At 56.4% G+C, this 20,616-nt stretch carries 21 protein-coding genes; 12 read left to right on the forward strand and 9 right to left on the reverse strand.

Annotation, left to right across the window (positions count from 1 at the left end; translation table 11 throughout):
- Positions 1 to 145 precede the first annotated feature (145 nt).
- The 6 genes from L466_RS20745 (at position 146) to fabY (ending at position 4,894) form a co-directional block, all read left to right on the forward strand.
- Positions 146 to 1,042 carry a sugar kinase gene (locus L466_RS20745; protein ID WP_032680061.1) on the forward strand — a complete coding sequence of 299 codons (897 nt, stop codon included), beginning with the start codon at positions 146 to 148 and terminating at the stop codon, positions 1,040 to 1,042.
- 34 nt (positions 1,043 to 1,076) lie between these two features.
- Entirely contained in the window at positions 1,077 to 1,877 is an 801-nt protein-coding gene (locus L466_RS20740) for a DeoR/GlpR family DNA-binding transcription regulator (RefSeq protein WP_032679260.1), read from the forward strand.
- A 122-nt stretch (positions 1,878 to 1,999) separates the two neighbouring features.
- Positions 2,000 to 2,599: a glucose-1-phosphatase gene (gene yihX, locus L466_RS20735; protein ID WP_014172238.1), complete on the forward strand. Its 600-nt coding sequence runs from the start codon at positions 2,000 to 2,002 to the stop codon at positions 2,597 to 2,599.
- On the forward strand, positions 2,593 to 3,474 hold the full coding sequence (locus L466_RS20730) for a virulence factor BrkB family protein (RefSeq protein ID WP_014172237.1): 882 nt from the start codon (positions 2,593 to 2,595) through the stop codon (positions 3,472 to 3,474). The genes yihX and L466_RS20730 overlap by 7 nt, the downstream gene beginning before the upstream one ends.
- Positions 3,471 to 3,908: a D-aminoacyl-tRNA deacylase gene (gene dtd / locus L466_RS20725; RefSeq protein ID WP_020883977.1), complete on the forward strand. Its 438-nt coding sequence runs from the start codon at positions 3,471 to 3,473 to the stop codon at positions 3,906 to 3,908. Before L466_RS20730 ends, dtd begins: the two co-directional genes overlap by 4 nt.
- 44 nt (positions 3,909 to 3,952) lie before the next feature.
- Positions 3,953 to 4,894 (forward strand): fatty acid biosynthesis protein FabY, encoded by a 942-nt coding sequence (gene fabY, locus L466_RS20720; RefSeq protein WP_020883976.1) that lies wholly within the window; start codon positions 3,953 to 3,955, stop codon positions 4,892 to 4,894.
- A 28-nt stretch (positions 4,895 to 4,922) separates the two neighbouring features.
- On the opposite strand, the gene L466_RS20715 is transcribed toward fabY, so the two are convergent.
- The 5 genes from L466_RS20715 to fdnG form a co-directional block, all read right to left on the reverse strand.
- Positions 4,923 to 5,837: an alpha/beta hydrolase gene (locus L466_RS20715; protein ID WP_032680062.1), complete on the reverse strand. Its 915-nt coding sequence runs from the start codon at positions 5,835 to 5,837 to the stop codon at positions 4,923 to 4,925.
- Between the two features lie 265 nt (positions 5,838 to 6,102).
- Complete coding sequence (gene fdhE / locus L466_RS20710; RefSeq protein ID WP_032680063.1) at positions 6,103 to 7,032, reverse strand: formate dehydrogenase accessory protein FdhE; 930 nt, start codon at positions 7,030 to 7,032, stop codon at positions 6,103 to 6,105.
- Positions 7,029 to 7,664 (reverse strand): formate dehydrogenase cytochrome b556 subunit, encoded by a 636-nt coding sequence (fdoI, locus tag L466_RS20705; protein ID WP_014172232.1) that lies wholly within the window; start codon positions 7,662 to 7,664, stop codon positions 7,029 to 7,031. Before fdoI ends, fdhE begins: the two co-directional genes overlap by 4 nt.
- Positions 7,661 to 8,563, reverse strand: coding sequence for a formate dehydrogenase subunit beta (gene fdxH, locus L466_RS20700; protein WP_014172231.1), 903 nt, complete (start codon positions 8,561 to 8,563; stop codon positions 7,661 to 7,663). The genes fdoI and fdxH overlap by 4 nt, the downstream gene beginning before the upstream one ends.
- Before the next feature lie 12 nt (positions 8,564 to 8,575).
- On the reverse strand, positions 8,576 to 11,626 hold the full coding sequence (fdnG, locus tag L466_RS20695) for a formate dehydrogenase-N subunit alpha (RefSeq protein ID WP_088202997.1): 3,051 nt from the start codon (positions 11,624 to 11,626) through the stop codon (positions 8,576 to 8,578).
- A gap of 383 nt (positions 11,627 to 12,009) precedes the next feature.
- Between fdnG and fdhD the strand changes: the two genes are divergently transcribed.
- The gene (gene fdhD / locus L466_RS20685) at positions 12,010 to 12,846 is read left to right on the forward strand and encodes a formate dehydrogenase accessory sulfurtransferase FdhD (RefSeq protein ID WP_020883973.1); all 837 of its coding nucleotides are present in this window, start codon (positions 12,010 to 12,012) and stop codon (positions 12,844 to 12,846) included.
- A gap of 114 nt (positions 12,847 to 12,960) precedes the next feature.
- Positions 12,961 to 13,173: a YdgH/BhsA/McbA family protein gene (locus L466_RS20680; RefSeq protein ID WP_008501827.1), complete on the forward strand. Its 213-nt coding sequence runs from the start codon at positions 12,961 to 12,963 to the stop codon at positions 13,171 to 13,173.
- A 41-nt stretch (positions 13,174 to 13,214) separates the two neighbouring features.
- Here the strand turns inward: L466_RS20680 and L466_RS20675 are convergent, their stop codons facing one another.
- Both L466_RS20675 and L466_RS20670 read right to left on the reverse strand, forming a co-directional pair.
- The gene (locus L466_RS20675) at positions 13,215 to 13,538 is read right to left on the reverse strand and encodes an AzlD domain-containing protein (protein ID WP_032680064.1); all 324 of its coding nucleotides are present in this window, start codon (positions 13,536 to 13,538) and stop codon (positions 13,215 to 13,217) included.
- Positions 13,538 to 14,197: an AzlC family ABC transporter permease gene (locus L466_RS20670; RefSeq protein ID WP_032680065.1), complete on the reverse strand. Its 660-nt coding sequence runs from the start codon at positions 14,195 to 14,197 to the stop codon at positions 13,538 to 13,540. Before L466_RS20670 ends, L466_RS20675 begins: the two co-directional genes overlap by 1 nt.
- Positions 14,198 to 14,301: 104 nt before the next feature.
- Between L466_RS20670 and L466_RS20665 the strand changes: the two genes are divergently transcribed.
- The 4 genes from L466_RS20665 to L466_RS20650 all read left to right on the forward strand — a co-directional run bounded on the left by L466_RS20665 (position 14,302) and on the right by L466_RS20650 (position 19,401).
- Positions 14,302 to 14,850: a helix-turn-helix domain-containing protein gene (locus L466_RS20665; protein WP_014172225.1), complete on the forward strand. Its 549-nt coding sequence runs from the start codon at positions 14,302 to 14,304 to the stop codon at positions 14,848 to 14,850.
- A 17-nt stretch (positions 14,851 to 14,867) separates the two neighbouring features.
- Positions 14,868 to 15,863, forward strand: a complete 996-nt coding sequence (locus L466_RS20660; protein WP_014172224.1) for a substrate-binding domain-containing protein — start codon at positions 14,868 to 14,870, stop codon at positions 15,861 to 15,863.
- A gap of 104 nt (positions 15,864 to 15,967) precedes the next feature.
- Positions 15,968 to 18,091, forward strand: a complete 2,124-nt coding sequence (locus L466_RS20655) for an alpha-galactosidase (RefSeq protein ID WP_032680066.1) — start codon at positions 15,968 to 15,970, stop codon at positions 18,089 to 18,091.
- 44 nt (positions 18,092 to 18,135) lie between these two features.
- Positions 18,136 to 19,401 (forward strand): MFS transporter, encoded by a 1,266-nt coding sequence (locus L466_RS20650; RefSeq protein ID WP_032680067.1) that lies wholly within the window; start codon positions 18,136 to 18,138, stop codon positions 19,399 to 19,401.
- Positions 19,402 to 19,438: 37 nt separating this feature from the next.
- On the opposite strand, the gene rhaM is transcribed toward L466_RS20650, so the two are convergent.
- On the reverse strand, positions 19,439 to 19,753 hold the full coding sequence (gene rhaM, locus L466_RS20645; protein ID WP_025202745.1) for an L-rhamnose mutarotase: 315 nt from the start codon (positions 19,751 to 19,753) through the stop codon (positions 19,439 to 19,441).
- A gap of 27 nt (positions 19,754 to 19,780) precedes the next feature.
- On the reverse strand, positions 19,781 to 20,611 hold the full coding sequence (gene rhaD, locus L466_RS20640; RefSeq protein ID WP_014172220.1) for a rhamnulose-1-phosphate aldolase: 831 nt from the start codon (positions 20,609 to 20,611) through the stop codon (positions 19,781 to 19,783).
- Between the last annotated feature and the right edge of the window lie 5 nt (positions 20,612 to 20,616).

The following is a 20,616-nucleotide window of genomic DNA, read 5'->3' on the forward strand; positions in this document are numbered from 1 at the left end:
TGTCACATCGTGTCAATTATTGAGCGTTTGTGTTGTCTGTTTTTGATCGTATTTGTAATTTATAGTCAAAAAATTGACAGGGGTCACTTTTTAAACATTTCGTGAAATTAAAATGAGAGCATCAGAAAACGCAGAAGGAATCACCATGACTCGCATCGTTTGTGTCGGCATTACCGTGCTGGATCGCATCTGGTATCTCGATGATTTACCGAAAGAAGGTGGCAAATATGTCGCAAAAGACTATACGGAGGTGGGCGGCGGTCCTGCGGCGACTGCGGCGGTGGCGGCAGCGAAACTGGGGGCTGAGGTGGATTTTATTGGCCGGGTGGGTGATGACGATACCGGCAGAAGACTGCTCGCGGAGCTGGAGTCCCTGGGGGTAAACACGCGCTATACGCGGATGGTGAAAGGAGCCCGTTCATCGCAATCGGCCGTGCTGGTGGATGGTCACGGGGAGCGTGTCATTGCTAACTACCCCAGCCCCGATCTCCCGGCTACGGCGGCATGGCTGCAGGATATCGACTTTTCGCAATGGGATATCGTATTAGCCGACGTGCGCTGGCACGAAGGGGCTAAACAGGCGTTCACCCTTGCCCGCCAGCAGGGCGTCAGCACGCTGCTTGATGCCGATGTCACCCCGCAGGATATTGCTGAGCTGGTCGCCTTAAGCGATCACGCGGCCTTCTCCGCGCCGGGTTTGCGGCGTTTAAGCCAGCTGGACGACACGGAAAACGCACTGAGAAAAGCACAAACGCTCACAAATGGACATGTCTACGTCACGCAAGGGCGTGAAGGGTGTTACTGGCTGGAGCAGGGCGCGCTGTGTCATCAGCCGGGATTTGCGGTCGACGTGGTGGATACAACAGGTGCAGGGGATGTCTTTCACGGCGCGCTGGCGGTGAGTCTGGCGCAGCAGGGGGATGCAACAGACGCGGTACGTTTCGCGAGTGCGGTTGCGGCACTGAAATGTACCCGGCCCGGAGGACGGGCAGGTATACCTGACTGTGATCAAACCCGCTCTTTTTTGTCACTTTTTGTATAAAATGCGGGGCGTGATGGTTTTCAGAGGACAGCCCATGAGCCTTACCGAACTGACCGGCAACCCGCGGCACGATCAACTGCTTACGTTGATTGCTGACCGCGGCTATATGAACATTGATGAACTGGCGCAACTGCTGGACGTCTCAACGCAAACCGTGCGCCGGGATATCCGCAAGCTGAGTGAGCAGGGGCTGATCACGCGTCATCATGGCGGCGCGGGCAGGGCATCCAGCGTGGTGAACACCGCATTTGAGCAACGTGAAGTCTCCTTGACCGAAGAGAAGCGGGCCATTGCCGAAGCGATTGCTGACTACATTCCCGATGGTTCAACCATCTTCATTACTATCGGGACGACGGTGGAGCACGTTGCCCGGGCGCTGCTCAACCATAATCATCTGCGCATCATCACCAACAGCCTGCGGGTGGCGCATATTCTGTATAAGAACCCGCGCTTTGAAGTGATGGTGCCTGGCGGTACGCTGCGTCCGCATAACGGAGGCATTATCGGGCCTGCAGCGACGGCGTTCGTGTCAGGCTTCCGTGCCGATTACCTGGTGACCAGCGTCGGAGCAATTGAACACGACGGCGCGATGATGGAGTTTGACGTTAATGAAGCCAGCGTGGTGAAAACCATGATGGCCCACGCGCGACATATTTTACTGGCGGCCGATCATACGAAATACCACGCCTCTGCTGCCGTTGAAATTGGTAACGTGTCGCAGGCAACCGCGCTCTTCACCGATGAGCTACCGGGATCTGCGCTGCACAATCATCTCAAATCCAGCAAGGTTGAAGTCGTTGAGGTGAATTCAGGCGACGAACAGCAGGCAGGCTAACCCTTCTTAATGGCCCGATATTCAGGCTCGGGCCTTTCCTTTCTGTAAGCTGAATCTGGCGCATAGCCAAACCTTATCTTTCCCGCTACAGTTACTTTTCCACGGCGAGCAGGAGATAAAAAATGCTTTATATCTTTGACTTAGGAAATGTAATCGTCGATATCGATTTTAATCGGGTGCTGGGCGCATGGAGCGACTTTAGCCGTGTCCCGCTGGCGACGTTAAAGCAGAGTTTCGCCATGGGCGAGACCTTCCATCAGCACGAGCGCGGCGAAATTAGCGATGAAGAATTTGCTGAACGTCTGTGTCATGAAATGGATGTGCCGTTAAGTTACGAGCAGTTTTCCCATGGCTGGCAGGCAGTGTTCGTCGCGATCCGCCCTGACGTGATCGCCATTATGCATAAACTCCGCGAGCAGGGGCATCGGGTTGTGGTGCTGTCGAATACTAACCGTCTGCATACCACGTTCTGGCCTGACGAGTATCCTGAGGTGCAGGCGGCGGCCGATAAAATCTACCTCTCCCAGGAGATGGGGATGCGTAAACCCGAAGCGCGTATCTATCAGGCGGTTCTGCAGGCGGAAGGATTCACCGCGGCCGATGCGGTCTTTTTCGACGACAATGCCGATAATATAGAGGGAGCTAACCAGTTGGGTATCACGTCAATTCTGGTGACCGGAAAGGAGACGATACCAAACTATTTTGCGAAGCAGTTATGCTAAAAACCGTTCATCAAAAAGCCACGCATCATACTCGTCCGCTCAGGGCGTGGCTGAAACTGCTCTGGCATCGCATTGATGAGGACAACATGACCACGCTGGCGGGTAATCTCGCCTACGTATCATTGCTCTCGCTAGTGCCGCTGGTGGCCGTCATTTTTGCGCTATTTTCCGCTTTTCCGATGTTTGCAGATGTCAGCCTGCAGCTTCGCCACTTTGTCTTTGCGAATTTTATTCCCGCCACCGGGGACGTCATACAGAACTACATTGAACAGTTTGTCGCTAACTCCAGCAAAATGACGGCGGTCGGGGCGTGTGGCCTGATCGTCACGGCGTTGTTATTGATGTACGCCATAGATAACGCGCTGAATGCCATCTGGCGGAGTAAAAAGGCGCGGCCCAAGGTTTATTCCTTTGCGGTGTACTGGATGATCTTAACGCTGGGGCCCTTGCTGGCCGGTGCGAGTCTGGCTATCAGTTCGTATCTGCTTTCACTGCGCTGGGCCAGCGATCTCAACGGCGTTATCGATAACCTGTTGCGTATCTTCCCGCTGATATTATCGTGGCTCTCTTTCTGGCTGCTGTACAGCGTGGTACCGACCACGCGCGTGCCTAACCGCGATGCGGTCGTGGGCGCGCTGGTCGCGGCATTGCTCTTTGAACTGGGCAAAAAAGGGTTTGCCCTTTACATCACCATGTTCCCGTCTTATCAGCTGATTTACGGCGTGCTGGCGGTGATCCCCATTTTATTTGTCTGGGTCTACTGGACCTGGTGTATCGTCTTGCTTGGTGCCGAAATAACTGTCACTCTCGGCGTATACCGCGAACTTAAAAAAGCAGCAGAAGCTGAAAAACAACAAGAAGCAGACCAACCATGATTGCATTGATACAGCGCGTAACCCGTGCCAGCGTCACCGTGGAGGGAGAGGTGACGGGTGAAATTGGCCCAGGACTTTTAGTGTTGTTAGGTGTCGAAAAGGATGATGACGAACAGAAAGCCAACCGCTTGTGCGAGCGCGTGCTGGGCTACCGCATTTTCAGCGATGCGGAAGGTAAGATGAACCTGAACGTTCAGCAGGCGGGTGGCAGCGTGCTGGTGGTCTCCCAGTTTACGCTGGCGGCCGATACCGAGCGCGGCATGCGCCCGGGTTTCTCTAAAGGTGCCGCACCGGATCGAGCAGAAGCCCTTTACGAGTACTTTGTGGCGCGTTGTCGTCAACAGGACATGAATACGCAAACCGGACGATTCGCTGCAGATATGCAGGTATCGCTGGTGAACGATGGCCCCGTCACATTCTGGCTCCAGGTATGAGCCAACTGGCGGCGTGGCCGCGGGTAACAAGAGAGAGTACAGCTATGTATCACCTTCGAGTACCGCAAACGGAAGAAGAGTTAGAAGCCTATTACCAGTTCCGCTGGGAAATGTTACGCAAGCCATTACATCAGCCAAAAGGGTCTGAGCGCGACGCCTGGGATGCGATGGCCCATCACCAGATGGTGATGGACGAAGAGGGTAACCTCGTCGCCGTCGGGCGTTTGTACATCAATGCCGATAACGAAGCTTCAATCCGCTTTATGGCGGTTCATCCTTCCGTGCAGGATAAAGGCCTCGGCACCTTGATGGCGATGACCCTTGAGTCCGTCGCCCGTCAGGAAGGGGTTAAGCGCGTCACCTGTAGTGCCCGCGAAGACGCCGTCGAATTCTTCGCCAAACTCGGTTTTGTTAACCAGGGGGAAATCACCGCCCCGCAAACCACGCCGATTCGTCACTTTTTGATGATCAAACCCATCGCTACGCTGGATGATATTCTCCATCGCGCCGACTGGTGTGGGCAGCTCCAGCAGGCCTGGTATCAGCACATTCCCCTGAGTGAAAAAATGGGCGTGCGTATTCAGCAGTACACCGGGCAAAAATTCATTACCACCATGCCGGAAATCGGCAATCAGAACCCCCATCACACCCTGTTTGCCGGCAGCCTGTTTTCACTCGCCACGCTGACCGGCTGGGGGCTAATCTGGCTGATGCTCCGCGAACGCCATCTTGGCGGCACCATTATTCTGGCCGATGCCCATATTCGTTACAGCGCGCCAATCAGTGGTAAGCCGAGCGCCGTTGCCGATCTTGGCGCACTTGGGGGCGATCTCGACCGCCTGGCGCGCGGGCGTAAAGCGCGCGTACAGATGCGCGTTGAGCTGTTCGGCGATGAAACGCCGGGTGCCGTCTTTGAAGGTACCTACATCGTTCTTCCTGCGAAGCCGTTTGGCGCGTTTGAAGAGGGTGGAAACGAAGAAGAGTAGGTTCCGTCATCCCGGCATGATTGCCGGGCTAATTCCCCGCGCCGATCCGTCTGGCAATATCCCTCAGAAGATCGCGCGCAGACGGGCTGACCCCGCCAAGCTGGAAAAATCCATGGATAACCCCCAGCCACCGCTGAGCCGTACACGTGACGCCTTGCTCAGTCAGGTGCTGATATAGCGCTTCACCTTCGTCGCAAAGCGGATCAAACTCGGCAGTAATGATGTGCACGGGAGGCAGGCCGCTAAAATCCTTTCGCCAGAGCGGGCTCGCTTCAGGATGCTGGCGTTCCGTGTTGGCCAGATAGAGCTCATATCCGCTCAGCAGCGTATCGCGGGTGATGACGTAATCCGCGCCGTTACGGGTATAACTTTCAAAAGAGGCCGTGGCATCCAGCATTGGGTAGATAAGAATGAGCTGCGCCGGCTGCCAGAGTCCGGAAGACGTGAGCCGCAGGGCAGTCACCAGTGCCAGATGGCCTCCCGCGCTGTCCCCGCACAGGGTGATACGGTTTTTATCCACGCCAAACATATCCGCGTATTGCCAGATCAGATGTGCGCCTCTTTCTGCATCATCATGAGCGGCAGGGTAGGTATGTTCAGGAGCAAGTCTGTACTGGATCGCAATGACGCGGCAGTTGCCATAAAACGCTAACTGGCGCAGTTGATTATCGTGAGTATCGAAGCCGCCGCTGATAAAGCATCCTCCGTGGTAGTAAATAACGGTCGGCAGCTTTTCAGCAGCATCTGGCGGAGAGAAGACGCGATATGTGATGCCTTCGAGGTTCAGCGTCTCTACGTCAACGCGCGTTTCTGTCTCACCGGCAAGCGCCGTGCTGGCAATATAGCCTGCTCTCCGGTCATCAATACTTTGGCTACGCGCAGAAGGGCGTCCTGCTGCGATGAACGCCTGAACCAGCGTATCAATCCCTTTTTCGAGTGCCATGTGGGTCCCTTTAATCTGTATGAATACACAGTGTTATAACTCAGTTTGTTGTCGAGTTAAACAGGGAAAATGAGGCTGAAAACGATTCTGGAAAGCGGCTCGTAAAAGTAAACATGGATGTTAAATTTGGCTTTAGTCCTGAATAACGCACGTGTAGTTTGCCTGCACAGTGATGCTGGAAGATATGCGAGAGGAAGGCGAGGATGTTGCAGTCAACCAGATACAGGCCGGGCAAACCAACGTTGCCCGGCACTGTGAGTGGGGATTACTCCCCTTCACCCGGGAACAGGAACGGGTTAATAGAGCTGCGAGCAAAGCCCTCTTGCTCCATTTTGGCGTCCAGAATCAGCGAGGCGAGATCGTCGGCGACGGCTTCGACTTTCGGGTCTTTTTCCTGATAAAGGATCTTCAGGTAGGTACCGCAGTCGCCGCAGCTTTCAGCTTTGACCGCCGCGTCTTCATTTTCCAGTGACCAGTAGTTGAGATCGCGCGTCTGCTCGCAGTTGCTGCATTTAATACGCACCACGTGCCACTCGGTTTCACACAGGTTGCAGTGCAGATAACGCAACCCCTGAGTGGTACCGATCTGCACCATGCTGGACACCGGCATTGAGCCGCATACCGGGCAGAATTGACGCGCTTCGCCGTATTCGGCGCGGGCTTTACCCGGGATCAGGCTGGCCATTTGCGCCCAGTAAAGCGACAACGCCGCCCAGATGAACGGCGCTTTGTCGCTGCTGACCAGGGAGAAATCGGACGCAAACAGCGCGCTCGCCATCTCTTCCAGCTCCTGATCGGAGGCTTTTTCCAGATTCTCAATGACCGCCAGCGCGGTACCGCTCATCTCGGGTTTCAGCTCGGCAATCAGGGAGTGCAGCAGCGTATGCCAGTGCTTATCGCGCGGCAGAACGTGAATATCCAGCGGAGGCTTACCCTGCTCGCTGGCCTCTTTGATGCGCGCGGTCAGGTCAATTTGCAGCGGGTGGTCGTAGAGCACCACTTCCTGCGCATGGGCAACCAGCGCGGCAAAACGCAGAAAATCACCCAGTGGGTTGTTCTCTGCCAGCTCGCGCAGACGCTCTGCGCGGCGGTTATAGAGGTTCTTGAGTCTGGGGAATAACAACGGCGGAATATATTCCGCCGTGCGTTTCTCGCTCGTACCCAGCTCATCTTGCGGGATTATGCGAATACTCATTCAGATGACTTTTCCTGTTTCTGGCGGACCTCTCGGTACCAGCGCGGGTGATGTTTCTTCGCCCACGTACTGGTTACCCAGCCTTCCACCATCGCGGTAATGGTGCCTTTCACCCAAAGGGCGGCGTAAATATGCACCATGATAACCACAATTAACGCCACTGCGGCAAATGAATGCAGCATCAGCGCGAATCGGATCACCGGGATTGAGAAAGCAGGCGCAAAATACGGACGCCAGATGATCACGCCGCTCACCAGCAACAGGACCAGGAAGATAATCGCCGCCCAGAATACGCACTTCTGGCCGAAGTTATAACGCCCGGTATCACCCACTTCCTCGTTGACGACGATCTTACGAATATTCTTCGCCCAAAAGATATCATCCCGATTGATTAGGTTATGGTGCCAGTATCGGAAAAACATGATGATGAACGACGCGAACATGATGACGCCAACAAACGGGTGCAGTATACGCGCCAGCTGTGGAGTCCCCATGATCTGCATCAGCCAGTTGAAGGAGGGGAAGAAGAACCCCAGCCCGCTTATCGCCGCCAGCATGAAGCAGAAGGCGGTGACCCAGTGGTTGATGCGTTCCGGCGCGGTATAGCGCACGATGGTGTCACGTTTTTTCATTTGCGCACCTCGTCTTTCTCTTCATGCAGGTTGTCGTCTTCCTCTTCCGCGCGGTTCGGACCGACACCGACATAGTGGAAGATGCTCGCTGCGAAGGTGGCAGCAAAACCCACTGCTGCCAGCGGTTTCCAGATGCCTTTCCAGAACTTCACGGTCGCGCTGATTTCCGGGTTCTCCGGCAGGCCGTGATACAGATTCGGCTTGTCTGCGTGGTGCAGCACATACATCACGTGCGTGCCGCCCACGCCGGCCGGATCGTACAGGCCTGCGTTGTCGTAGCCACGGGTTTTCAGTTCGCCCACGCGTTCAGCCGCCAGCGTTTTCATATCCTCTTTGGAACCAAAGTGGATAGCGCCCGTCGGACAGGTTTTCACGCACGCAGGCTCCTGGCCGACGTTTACGCGGTCTACGCACAGCGTGCATTTGTAGACGCGGTTGTCTTCCGGGTTCATGCGAGGGACATCGAACGGGCAGCCCGCTATGCAGTAGCCGCAGCCAATGCACTGTTCGGACTGGAAGTCGACGATACCGTTAGCATACTGAATGATAGCCCCTTCTGACGGACATGCCTTCAGGCAGCCCGGATCCGCACAGTGCATACAGCCGTCTTTGCGGATAAGCCATTCCAGTTTGTCGTTCTGTTCCACTTCCGAGAAACGCATCACCGTCCAGGACTTGGCGGTCAGGTCAGCCGGGTTGTCGTACACCCCGACGTTGTGACCCACTTCATCACGGAGGTCGTTCCACTCAGAACAGGCCACCTGGCAGGCTTTACAGCCGATACAGGTGGTCACGTCGATAAGCTTCGCCACTTCCTGCTGGTGGTCCCGCGCCTGAGGCGCGGGCGTGAAACCGTTAGTCGCGGAACGACGGATAATGTCTTGAGATTGATAAGCCATAAGTCGTCTCCGTTACACCTTTTCCACGTTCACGAGGAAGGCCTTAAACTCCGGCGTCTGCGTGTTCGCATCACCGACGAACGGCGTCAGGGTGTTCGCAATGAACCCTTTCTTCGCCACGCCCTCATAACCCCAGTGAATCGGAATACCGATGGTATCCACCTGCTGACCGTGAACGTTCAGCGTGCGAATACGCTTGGTCACCACCGCCTTGGCCTTGATGTAGCCACGGTTAGAAGAGACCTTCACGGTATCGCCATGGGCAATGCCGAGCTTGTTCGCCAGCTTCTCGCCGATCTCCACAAACTGTTCCGGCTGCGCGATAGCGTTAAGCAGCGCGTGCTTGGTCCAGTAGTGGAAGTGTTCGGTCAGACGGTAAGTGGTGCCCACATACGGGAACTTGTCTTTTTTACCCAGCGCGTCGAAATCGCCCTTAAAGATGCGGGCTGCCGGGTTAGAGACCACGTTCGGGTGCAGCGGGTTGGTGCCCAGCGGCGTCTCAAACGGCTCGTAGTGTTCCGGGAATGGCCCTTCCGCCATCTTATCGATAGCAAACAGGCGTCCCATCCCTTCAGGCTGCATGATAAACGGCCCGACATCGCTGCCTGGAGGGGCAGTACTGTAGTCCGGAATATCCACACCGCCCCATTTCGCGCCGTCCCATTTCAGCAACTGACGCTTCGGATCCCACGGATTACCCTGCGGGTCAGCGGAAGCACGGTTGTAGAGAATGCGGCGGTTCAGCGGCCATGCCCAGGCCCAGCCCAGCGTATTGCCGAGGCCTGACGGGTCAGCGTTATCGCGGTTGGCCATCTGGTTACCTTTCGGCGTCCAGCTACCGGCAAAGATCCAGCAGCCACTGGCGGTCGTGCCGTCATCACGCAGGTGCGCGAAGGTACTGAGCTGATCGCCTTTCTTCGCCAGCACCGTTCCGGTGGCCGGGTCGATAACATCTGCCAGCGCTTTACCGTTGCTCTCCATCGCCACTTCTTCCGGCGCTGGGTTTTCCGGCGTCGAGTAGTTCCAGGTCATGTTCAGCACCGGTTCCGGGTTCGCACCGCCTTCTGCCGCATACATCTTACGCAGGCGTAGGAAGATACCGGCCAGGATCTCGCCGTCGTTCATGGCGATGCCCGGGGCGTCCGCACCTTTCCAGTGCCACTGCAGCCAGCGGCCAGAGTTCACGATGGAACCGTTCTCTTCCGCGAAGCAGGTAGAAGGCAGACGGAACACTTCAGTCTGAATCTTCGATGGGTCAACGTCATTCGACTCACCGTGGTTCTGCCAGAAGGTCGACGTCTCGGTGTTGAGTGGGTCAATCGTCACCAGGAACTTCAGTTTCGACAGCGATTCAACCACCTTGTTCTTGTTCGGGAATGAGGCGACCGGGTTAAAGCCCTGGCACAGATAGCCATTCACCTTGCCCTGATGCATCATCTCGAAGTACTGCAGAACGTCGTAACCTTTGTCCCACTTCGGCAGCCAGTCAAAGCCCCAGCTGTTTTCTGCTGTCGCTTTGTCACCGAAGAAGGCTTTCATCATCGAGACGAAGAACTTCGGATAGTTGCCCCAGTAGTTCACCTGACCTTCGAGCAGCGGTTTAGGCGTGCTGGCTGTGAGGTAGGTTTGCAGGTCGGTCTGTTTTTCGCTTGGCAGGTTCATGTAACCCGGCAGGCTTTGAGACAGCAGACCAAGGTCGGTCAGACCCTGAATGTTGGAGTGACCACGCAGGGCGTTCACGCCGCCGCCAGCCATCCCCATGTTGCCGAGCAGCAGCTGAACCATCGCCATGGTACGGATGTTCTGCGCGCCGACAGAGTGTTGGGTCCAGCCGAGCGCGTAGAGGAACGACGCCGTTTTGTCTTTCGCGCTGGTTTCGGCGATAAGCTCGCACACCTTCAGGAAGTCTTCCTTCGGCGTACCACAGATGTTTTCGACAACGTCCGGCGTGTAGCGGGAAACGTGCTCTTTCAGCAGGTTCCACACGCAGCGCGGATGCTGCAGCGTCGTATCACGCTTCGCAAAGCCTTTCTCGTCCAGCTCATAGTTCCAGCTGGTCTTGTCGTATTTGCGTTTTTCGGCGTCATAACCGCTGAACAGTCCATCTTCGAAGTGGTAATCCTCACGCACGATCAGGCTGGCGTTGGTATAGGCTTCGGTGTATTCGCGGTTATATTTTTCGTTGGTCATCAGGTACAGCAATACGCCTGACAGGAAAGTGATGTCAGTACCTGAACGAATAGGGGTGTAGAAATCCGCCACTGACGCAGTACGCGTAAAGCGGGGATCGATCACAATCAGTTTCGCACCGTTGTGGATTTTGGCTTCCATCGCCCAGCGGAACCCGACAGGGTGCGCTTCAGCGGCGTTACCGCCCATCACCACAATAAGGTTGGCGTTCTTGATGTCGACCCAGTGGTTGGTCATCGCACCGCGACCAAATGTTGGAGCAAGACTTGCTACCGTTGGTCCGTGTCAGACACGCGCCTGGTTGTCGACCGCGAGCATACCGAGTGCACGCGTAAATTTCTGGGTTAAATAGCCGGTTTCGTTACTGGAAGCAGACGCACACAGCATCCCGGTGGAGAGCCAGCGGTTGACGGTGACGCCTTCAGCGTTCTTCGCAATAAAGTTGGCATCGCGGTCTTCTTTAATCAGTTTAGCGATGCGGTCAAATGCGTCTTCCCAGCTGATTTGCTGCCATTTATCGGAACCTGGCGCACGATATTCAGGGAATTTCAGGCGGCTTTCGGAGTGGATAAAGTCAACCAGGCCGGCACCTTTCGGGCACAGCGCGCCGCGGTTGACCGGATGGTCCGGGTCACCTTCGATATGGAAGATAGACGCTTTGGCGTTTTTAGCACCGTCGCCGAGGCTATACATCAACAGCCCGCAACCGACAGAGCAGTACGTACAGGTATTACGGGTTTCACGGGTGCGCAGCAGTTTATATTGCCGCGTCTCCGCCAGCGCTACACCGGGTGCAAAACCCAGTGCCGCCGCCGTGGTGCCTGCCATACCGCCAGCGCAGATCTTAAAGAACTGCCTTCTGCTGACCTGCATGGGTCACTCCTTGTTTCGACATTGCTTACATATGTAGTTTTGACTTCGCGGTTGAACGGTGACCGCAAAGGAGAAAAATTTGCGTTAATCCCTCAGTTCTACGAGGGATATCATCAGAATACCACAATGTCGGTACGCCTGTTCCAATGGCGTTAATACAAAGTGAACGTATTATCACTGTGTTGATTATAAAGTGTGACACGAGTCACATTATTGCCCCGGCATGTTAAAGGGCTGTATCACCGCCTCGGTTGCGCCTCTCCCAAATGAGTAGGTAAACTTGATGAGGATGGGTGCTGAAAAGTTGATCCATACTATGCGTATGGCCTGCGGTTTGTGATGCAATAGCAGGCTCACCTCCGTGGTTGTTCAGGAATACCGCTGTGTCTAAACAAAACCGTGTTACCCACTCGTCGCCACTGCCTGCCGGTATCGTGGAACTGTCGGTACACAGACCGCCCCACATTACCCACACCACGCCTGATTTTCTGGCGGAGGAAGTGCCCGTTGCTCTGGTTTACAACGGTATTTCCCATGTGGTGATGATGGCTTCGCCGAAAGATCTGGAGCTGTTCGCGATTGGCTTTTCCCTCTCGGAAGGCATCATTGAGCACCCGCAAGAAATTTACGGTATGGATGTGGTGAAGGCCTGTAACGGCCTTGAAGTGCAAATCGAACTCTCAAGCCGCCGGTTTATGGGGCTCAAAGAGCGGCGACGCGCGCTGGCCGGGCGTACCGGATGCGGGGTTTGCGGGGTAGAGCAGCTCAATGATATCGGTAAGCCTGTCGCACCTCTGCCGTTTACCCAGACCTTCAATCTGGCCCATCTCGACCATGCCCTTGAACATCTGAATGACGTGCAACCTGTCGGCCAGCTGAGCGGATGCACGCATGCGGCGGCATGGGTTCTGCCATCGGGCGATATTGCCGGGGGGCATGAGGATGTCGGCCGCCATGTGGCGCTGGATAAACTGATGGGCCGCCGGGCGCGCGAAAGCGACCTCTGGCAGCAGGGGGCGGCACTGGTCTCCAGCCGCGCCAGCTACGAGATGGTGCAAAAGTCGGCGATGTGCGGCGTTGAAATCCTTTTTGCCGTATCGGCCGCGACCACGCTGGCGGTAGAAGTGGCGGAGCGCTGTAACCTGACGCTGGTGGGATTTTGTAAGCCGGGAAGGGCGACGATTTATACCCATCCGCAGCGATTAATAGTTAATCAGTAAATTTGAAAAAGAATAGCAAATCCTTCCGCTTTTAGTTGTTCATGATGAGGTCTACTATTTATCTCATCAAGGCACGGTGCCTTAAACAAACAACTAATTGAAAGGGTTTATATCATGAAAAGCATCAAAACTTTTGTCGCAGTAATCGCTCTGGCTACGTCTTTCGGTTCTTTCGCTGCACAGACTGTGACCGCAACCGCCTCTACCATTGATGGCGCAGAAGCGAAAATTGCTGCACAGGCTCAGGAAGCGGGCGCGTCATCTTACAAAATTACGCAGGCGTTTACCGGTAACCGCGTACACATGACCGCTGAACTGAACAAATAAGCTGCCACACCGTCGAAAGAGCGCCCCCGGGGCGCTTTTTTTTATTGGATACCCGCCAGACGCAGCAATGCAGTCACGACCGCTGCCGCCACGATCACCACAATTAACGGCATTTTTCGCCATGCCAGAAACACTGCAAACGCCACGCCCAGTACGCGCGCCATACCGGCAAAATGCTCACCTTCATAGAAGGTGGTCGCCAGCGCGACGGAAAACAGCAAAACCGTTGCCGCATCTGAAAGCAGAGCCTGAGAGCGGTCTGACAGCGCCAGTCGGTTGCCGAGTTTTGCCCCACCGAGACGCATTAAATAGGTTCCCACGGAAAGCACGGCGATACCGAGAATAAAGACCGTCATATTCCCCATTATTTTTTCCTCGCAGCAAGACCCAGTAAAGAGAGCAGAACCGGTAAACCCACCGGGGCAAACGGCACGGCGGCCAGTGACAATGCAGCACCGCTGCAGGCGCGGATCAGGGTGGTGCGATTTTTAAAAGCCGGCACCACTAACGCCAGTAAAATCGCCGGGAATACCGCATCCAGCCCGATGGTTTCAAGGTCCGGCAACAGTTTGCCAACCATGGTGCCCAGCAATGTACCCAGCGGCCAGACGATCGCCACGCCTAAACCGCATAGCCAGTATGCCGCCTTACGCTGTTCGGACGTTTTTTGCGACAACCCGAACACCACGCTTTCGTCGTTCATAATGTGGCAACCCAGAAAACTCAGGCCACGTTTACCCACCAGTTCACGCACCGTCACCCCAAACGGTACATGACGTGCATTAACCAGTAATCCGGCAGCCGCCGCTGCCAGAGGGTTACCGCCGCTTGCCACAATGCCGATAAACATAAATTCAGAGGCACCCGCCAGCACGGTAATGGAGAGTAAAAACGGGACCCAGACCGGGAAACCGTAGGCCATTGCCAGCGAGCCATAGGACATCCCGACGACGCCTACCGCGAGACACACCAGGATGATTGCTTTTATCGTGTCGCCTTTCAGGGTGGAGAGATGATGCTTCATACTATTTTAGCCATATCGAACGTATTTCCATTATAATGAACGCATCAGAACCGTTTTTCAAGGCGAACGATTCGTTCGATTTATAGAACAAAGGGGCCGTTTTTATGACGCAGCCAATCAGCGTGATCGCTAAAAGTCTGGTGCGAGAACGCCTGCGAACCGGACTTTCACTGGCGGAAATCGCGCGCCGTGCCGGGATCGCTAAATCCACGCTGTCGCAGCTGGAATCCGGCAACGGGAATCCCAGCCTGGAGACGCTCTGGTCACTCTGTGTGGCGCTGGACATTCCTTTTGCCCGTTTGCTTGAACCGCAGCAGCCGACCACTCAGGTGATCCGCCGTGGAGAAGGAACGAAGGTGGTTGCCGGACAGGCCAATTATGAAGCCATTTTGCTGGCGGCGTGCCCGCCGGGCGCGCGTCGTGACATCTACCTGTTACTCACCCAGCCGGGTGCCGACCGCATTTCTCAGCCACATCCGGCAGGCTCAGTGGAGCATATTATTGTGACGCAGGGTAGAGCGCTGGTTGGTCTGATCGACGCGGCGGAAGAGCTTGGCCCGGGGGATTACATTTGCTATCCCGCTGACCAGCCGCATATCTTTAAGGCCCTCGAGCCGGATACGCACGCGCTTCTGGTGGCTGAACAAAATTAACGCAGATACGGAAAATCATGTCGCTTAAAGCCATTGCCAAAGAACTGGGGCTGTCTGTTACCACCGTCAGCCGCGCCCTTAACGGGTATGACGATGTCTCCCGCGAGACGCGCGCCCGCGTCGAAGCGGAGGCTCAGCGCCGTGGCTACCGGCCAAACACCTTCGCGCGTCGCCTGAAGATGGGCAAAATCGACGCCGTGGGTCTGGTTTTTCCGGTGCATCCTGTTCCGCTCAATAACAGCGTCTTTATGGACATGGTCGGCGAAATTAGCCACGAACTGGCGCGACATGAAATCGATCTCCTGCTGATTGCCGATGATGATCTGGCGGACAAGCACAGCTATATGCGTATGGTGCAAAGTCGTCGCGTGGATGCGCTGATTGTGGCGCACACGCTGGATCATGACCCGCGGCTGGAACAGCTTCAGGCCGCCGGTTTTCCCTTTCTCGCGCTCGGGCGCAGCCAACTGCCGCAGCCCTATGCGTGGTTTGATTTCGACAACTATGCCGGCACGTACAATGCCACCCGCTGGCTGATTGAAAAGGGGCATCGCCGCATCGCCTTGTTAGGTGAAAGCAACAATCAGGCCTTCATCACCCAGCGCCGCCAGGGTTATCTGGATGCGCTACGCGAAGCCGGGTTATCCAGCGAATGGCTGCGCGCCATGCCGCCTTCGCGCCGCGTGGGTTACGCCACGACGAATGAACTTCTCTCCCTGCCGCAGCCCCCCACGGCCATCATTACCGACTGCAACACTCACGGCGACGGCGCGGCCATGGCGCTGGCGCAGCGGGGTCTTCTCTGCGGTGAAAACGCCGTTTCGCTGGTGGTTTACGACGGCTTACCGCAGGACAGCATTGTCGATGTTGATGTGGCGGCGGTTATTCAGTCCACCCGCCAGGGCGTCGGGAAACAGATCGCTGACATGGTGCGTCAGTTGATTAACGGCGACGATATCGCTCAGCTACAGGTGCTCTGGCAGCCAGAGTTCTTCCCGGGCCAGACGGCCTAAACACAGCAAAATTCCAAAGCCGATCACAGATCCGAAACGTTTTGGTTTGTATCCGAAACGTTTCGGATCAACACTCAGATCATCCCGATGACAGGAGAGGTCTGATGCACGATTCCATTTTTCGACTCGAAAGTAAGGCGGTTGACCTGGTGATCACCACGCACCCGTTCGCCGAAATTCTCTACTGGGGGCCGCACCTTCACCACTTTTCACCGCAAGATGTGGTAAGTCTGTCTCGTCCGGTGGCGAACGGCAGGCTCGACGTTGACGCCCCGGTGACGCTGATGGCGGAGCTGGGACACGGTCTGTTTGGTTCGCCCGGTATTGAAGGGCACCGCCAGGGGCTGGACGGGTCGCCTGTCTTTAAAACCACCCATGTGCAGCACCAGGGACAAACCCTGACCTTAACGGCGGAAGATGAACATGCCGGGTTGCGTCTGACCAGCGAGCTGGCACTGGATGCAAGCGGGGTACTGGTGGTGCGTCACGGTTTAACTAACCTACGGGCGCAGGCGTGGCAGGTTGATCGTTTTGCCGTGACGCTACCGGTCGCTGAACGCGCGCAGGACGTGATGGCGTTCCACGGACGCTGGATCCGTGAGTTCCAGCCGCATCGCGTGAAGCTTGAACACGACAGCGTTGTGATTGAAAACCGCCGCGGCAGGACCTCTCACGAACACTTCCCGGCGCTGATCGCCGGTACGTCCTCATTTAACGAAATGCACGGCGACGTCTGGGGCGTGCATCTGGGCTGGAGCGGCAACCACCGCCTGCGTGCGGAAGTCAAAACCGACGGACGCCGCTATCTGCAGGCCGAAGCCCTCTACCTGCCGGGAGAAATGGCGATTGAAGAGGGGGAAACGCTCTGGACACCACGCCTGTATGCGAGCTACTCCGCACGGGGTCTGAACGGCATGAGCCAGTCGTTCCACCGGTATCTGCGCGACAACGTTATCCGCTTCCCTGAAAACAAACCGCGCCCGGTACATCTCAATACCTGGGAGGGGATCTACTTCAGCCATGACCCGGCGTACATCATGCGCATGGCCGATGAGGCTGCGGCGCTGGGCGTGGAGCGTTTTATCATCGACGACGGCTGGTTCAAAGGCCGTAACGATGACCACGCGGCGCTGGGTGACTGGTACCTGGACGAGAAAAAATACCCGGACGGGCTGACGCCGGTGATTAACCATGTGAAAAAGCGCGGCATGGAATTTGGTATCTGGATTGAGCCGGAGATGATTAACCCGGACTCGGATCTGTATCGTGCCCATCCCGACTGGGTGCTGGCGCTGCCGGGCTACACCCAGGCAACGGGCCGTCATCAACTGGTGCTCAACCTGAATATTCCGCAGGCTTTTGATTATCTGGTCGAGCGCATGAGCTGGCTGCTGGGCGAACATGCCATCGACTACGTTAAGTGGGATATGAACCGCGAACTGGTACAGCCCGGGCACCACGGCAAAGCCGCTGCGGATGCGCAGACGCGGCAGTTTTATCGTCTGTTAGACGTGCTGGGCGAGCGTTTCCCGCACATTGAATTTGAGTCCTGCTCCTCGGGCGGCGGGCGAATCGACTATGAAGTCCTGACCCGCAGCCACCGCTTCTGGGCCTCTGATAATAACGACGCGCTGGAGCGCAATACCATCCAGCGTGGCATGAGCTACTTCTTCCCGCCGGAAGTGATGGGCGCGCATATCGGTCATCATAAATGTCACGCCACCTTCCGCCAGCACAGCATTGCTTTCCGCGGCCTGACGGCACTGTTTGGCCACATGGGACTGGAGCTTGATCCGCTCACCGTCGATGCTCAGGAGCGTGAAGGCTATCGCCATTACGCCGCGTTGCACAAGCAGTGGCGGGAAGTCATCCATCACGGTACCCAGTGGCGCGTGGATATGCCGGATGCCAGCACGCTGGCGCAGGGTATAGTGAGCGAAGACAAAACGCAGGGGTTGTTTATGGTCAGCCAACTGGCCATGCCGGATTACACGCTCATGATGCCGCTGCGCATGCCGGGGCTCGACGCGCAGGCGCAGTACCGCATCACGCTGCTCGACCACCCCAACATTCGACTCACCGGTGAGGGCGGGCACACCATGCGCAAGCTACCGGCGTGGATGGAAACGTCCCAGACGGCCAGCGGTGAGTGGCTGATGCAGGCGGGGATCGCACTGCCGATTCTGGACCCGGAAACCGCCATTCTGATTGGCGTTGAACGCGTGTAAGGGTGATGGGCCGGGAGACTGGCCCTCCGTTGAGGATAAAAATAATGAACACAACAACCTGTACCCACAAGGACAACCCTAACTTCTGGATCTTCGGGCTGTTCTTCTTTCTCTACTTCTTCATTATGGCCACCTGCTTTCCGTTTCTGCCGATCTGGCTGTCGGATGTCATTGGCCTGAACAAAACCCATACCGGGATCGTATTCTCCTGTATCTCGCTTTCGGCCATCGCCTTCCAGCCCGTGCTTGGGGTCATTTCGGATAAGCTGGGGCTGAAAAAACACCTGCTGTGGATTATCACGGTGCTGCTGTTTCTGTTCGCGCCGTTCTTCCTGTATGTCTTTGCGCCACTGCTGAAAAGCAGTATCTGGCTGGGGGCGCTGAGCGGCGGTCTGTACATCGGTTTTGTCTTCTCCGCAGGTTCAGGCGCGATTGAGGCCTACATCGAACGCGTGAGCCGTAACAGCGTGTTTGAATACGGCAAGGCGCGCATGTTCGGCTGTCTCGGCTGGGGGCTGTGCGCTTCAACGGGCGGTATTCTGTTTGGCATCGACCCGTCGTATGTCTTCTGGATGGGATCAGCGGCTGCGCTGCTGCTGATGCTGTTGCTGGTGGTTGCGAAACCGAAGCCAAACCAGACTGCGCAGGTGATGAATGCGCTGGGGGCCAACCAGCCGCAGATCACCGCCAGGACGGTCTTTAACCTGTTCCGTCAGCGCAGAATGTGGATGTTCATTCTGTACGTCATCGGTGTGGCCTGCGTGTATGACGTTTTTGACCAGCAGTTTGCCACCTTCTTTAAAACCTTCTTCGCAACGCCGCAGGAGGGAACGCGAGCCTTTGGTTTTGCCACCACGGCGGGGGAAATTTGCAACGCGATCATCATGTTCTGCTCGCCGTGGATCATCAACCGTATCGGCGCGAAGAATACGCTGCTGATTGCCGGGCTGATTATGGCGACGCGCATTATCGGTTCGTCGTTCGCCACCACCGCGGTGGAGGTCATTGCCCTGAAGATGCTGCACGCGCTGGAGGTTCCGTTCCTGCTGGTGGGGGCGTTCAAATACATCACCGGCGTGTTCGATACCCGTCTGTCGGCCACTATCTATCTGATTGGCTTCCAGTTTGCCAAACAGTCGGCGGCGATTTTCCTCTCTGCTTTTGCCGGGAATATGTATGACCGGATCGGTTTCCAGGAGACCTACCTGATGCTGGGCTGTTTTGTACTGGCGATTACGGTGGTCTCGGCCTTTACGCTGAGCAGTAAGCAGGAGATTGCGGCGCGCCGCGCTGCGGTGGAGGCAAACTAACGCAGGACGCTGCCGCGGATGCGGCAGCGTTAACGCTTTAGGGCAGGTAAAACACCGCTTTCAGTTCGGCACTCACCGGGCTATTGTCGGGGTTCGAGGGCATTACCTCACCCATGTATTTCCACCAGCGCTGACAAACGTCGGTCTTTGCCACCGCGTTCCAGCGCGCTTCCGATTCAATCTCAACGCTCGCAAACAGCAGGTTACGCGTCTCATCGAGATAGATAGCGTAATGGTGCGCACCGTGGTCTTTTAATACCGCCTCCAGCTCTGGCCAGATGGGGTTATGGCGACGCGCGTACTCGTCGTGCGCGTCAGGGTTCACCTGCATCACAAATGCTTTGCGGATCATCATGCCTCCAGCCGCTTTCGCGGGCCGCTATGGGTACAAATCCAGTGCCGACTGCATCGGCGTGACGCCAAAGCGTTTACCGAGTGCAATCAGCTCTTCCCGGGTGATGGTCTGCTTCATGCCGCCCATCGACAGGACCTTCACCAGCACCTCGGCGGACTTCTCGGCGGTATCAATCAGACCAAACGTTTCGTCGAGCGTCGGCCCGCTGCCGAATACCCCGTGGAACGGCCACAGCACCAGGGAGTGTGACTGCATTTCGATGGCGGTGGCCTGGCCGATTTCGTCGGTACCCGGCACCATCCACGGCAGAATGCCGACCCCGTCGGGGAAAACCACCAGACATTCGGTGCTGCCTTCCCACAGCTTCCGCGTGAGGTAGTCGCTACTGTTTTCCAGCACGTAGGTCAGGGCGATCAGGTTGGTGGCGTGACAGTGCATGATCACCCGGTCTTTGCCGTGGGTTGCCTTGATACGCTCACAGTGAGAGAGGAAGTGCGCCGGGAGTTCAGACGTGGGCACTGCATCGTCCGTCAGCCCCCAGAGGATGTGATAGCCTGCGCCGTCGCTGTCCACTCTCACCACCCCGAGGTTGGCCTGCGGGTCGAGCTGCACGTTACGGAAGAATTTACCGGAACCGGTAACGATAAACGGCGTGCTGGCGAGCTGCGGCATTGGCTGGCTCAGGGCGATATAGCGCGGCTTCTGATGGAACTCGGCGGCGAACGGTTCAATGTCGGCATCATCCAGGCGCAGCGTCAGGTTACCGCCGTTACGCTCGTCCCAGCCTTTCAGCCAGGCGTCGGAGGTGGCTTTAATCATGCCCTGGACGAACCAGGCGTTAGTGATGGTCTGCATAGTGT

The organism is Enterobacter sp. BIDMC 30 (assembly GCF_000534355.1).
Taxonomy (GTDB): domain Bacteria; phylum Pseudomonadota; class Gammaproteobacteria; order Enterobacterales; family Enterobacteriaceae; genus Enterobacter; species Enterobacter ludwigii.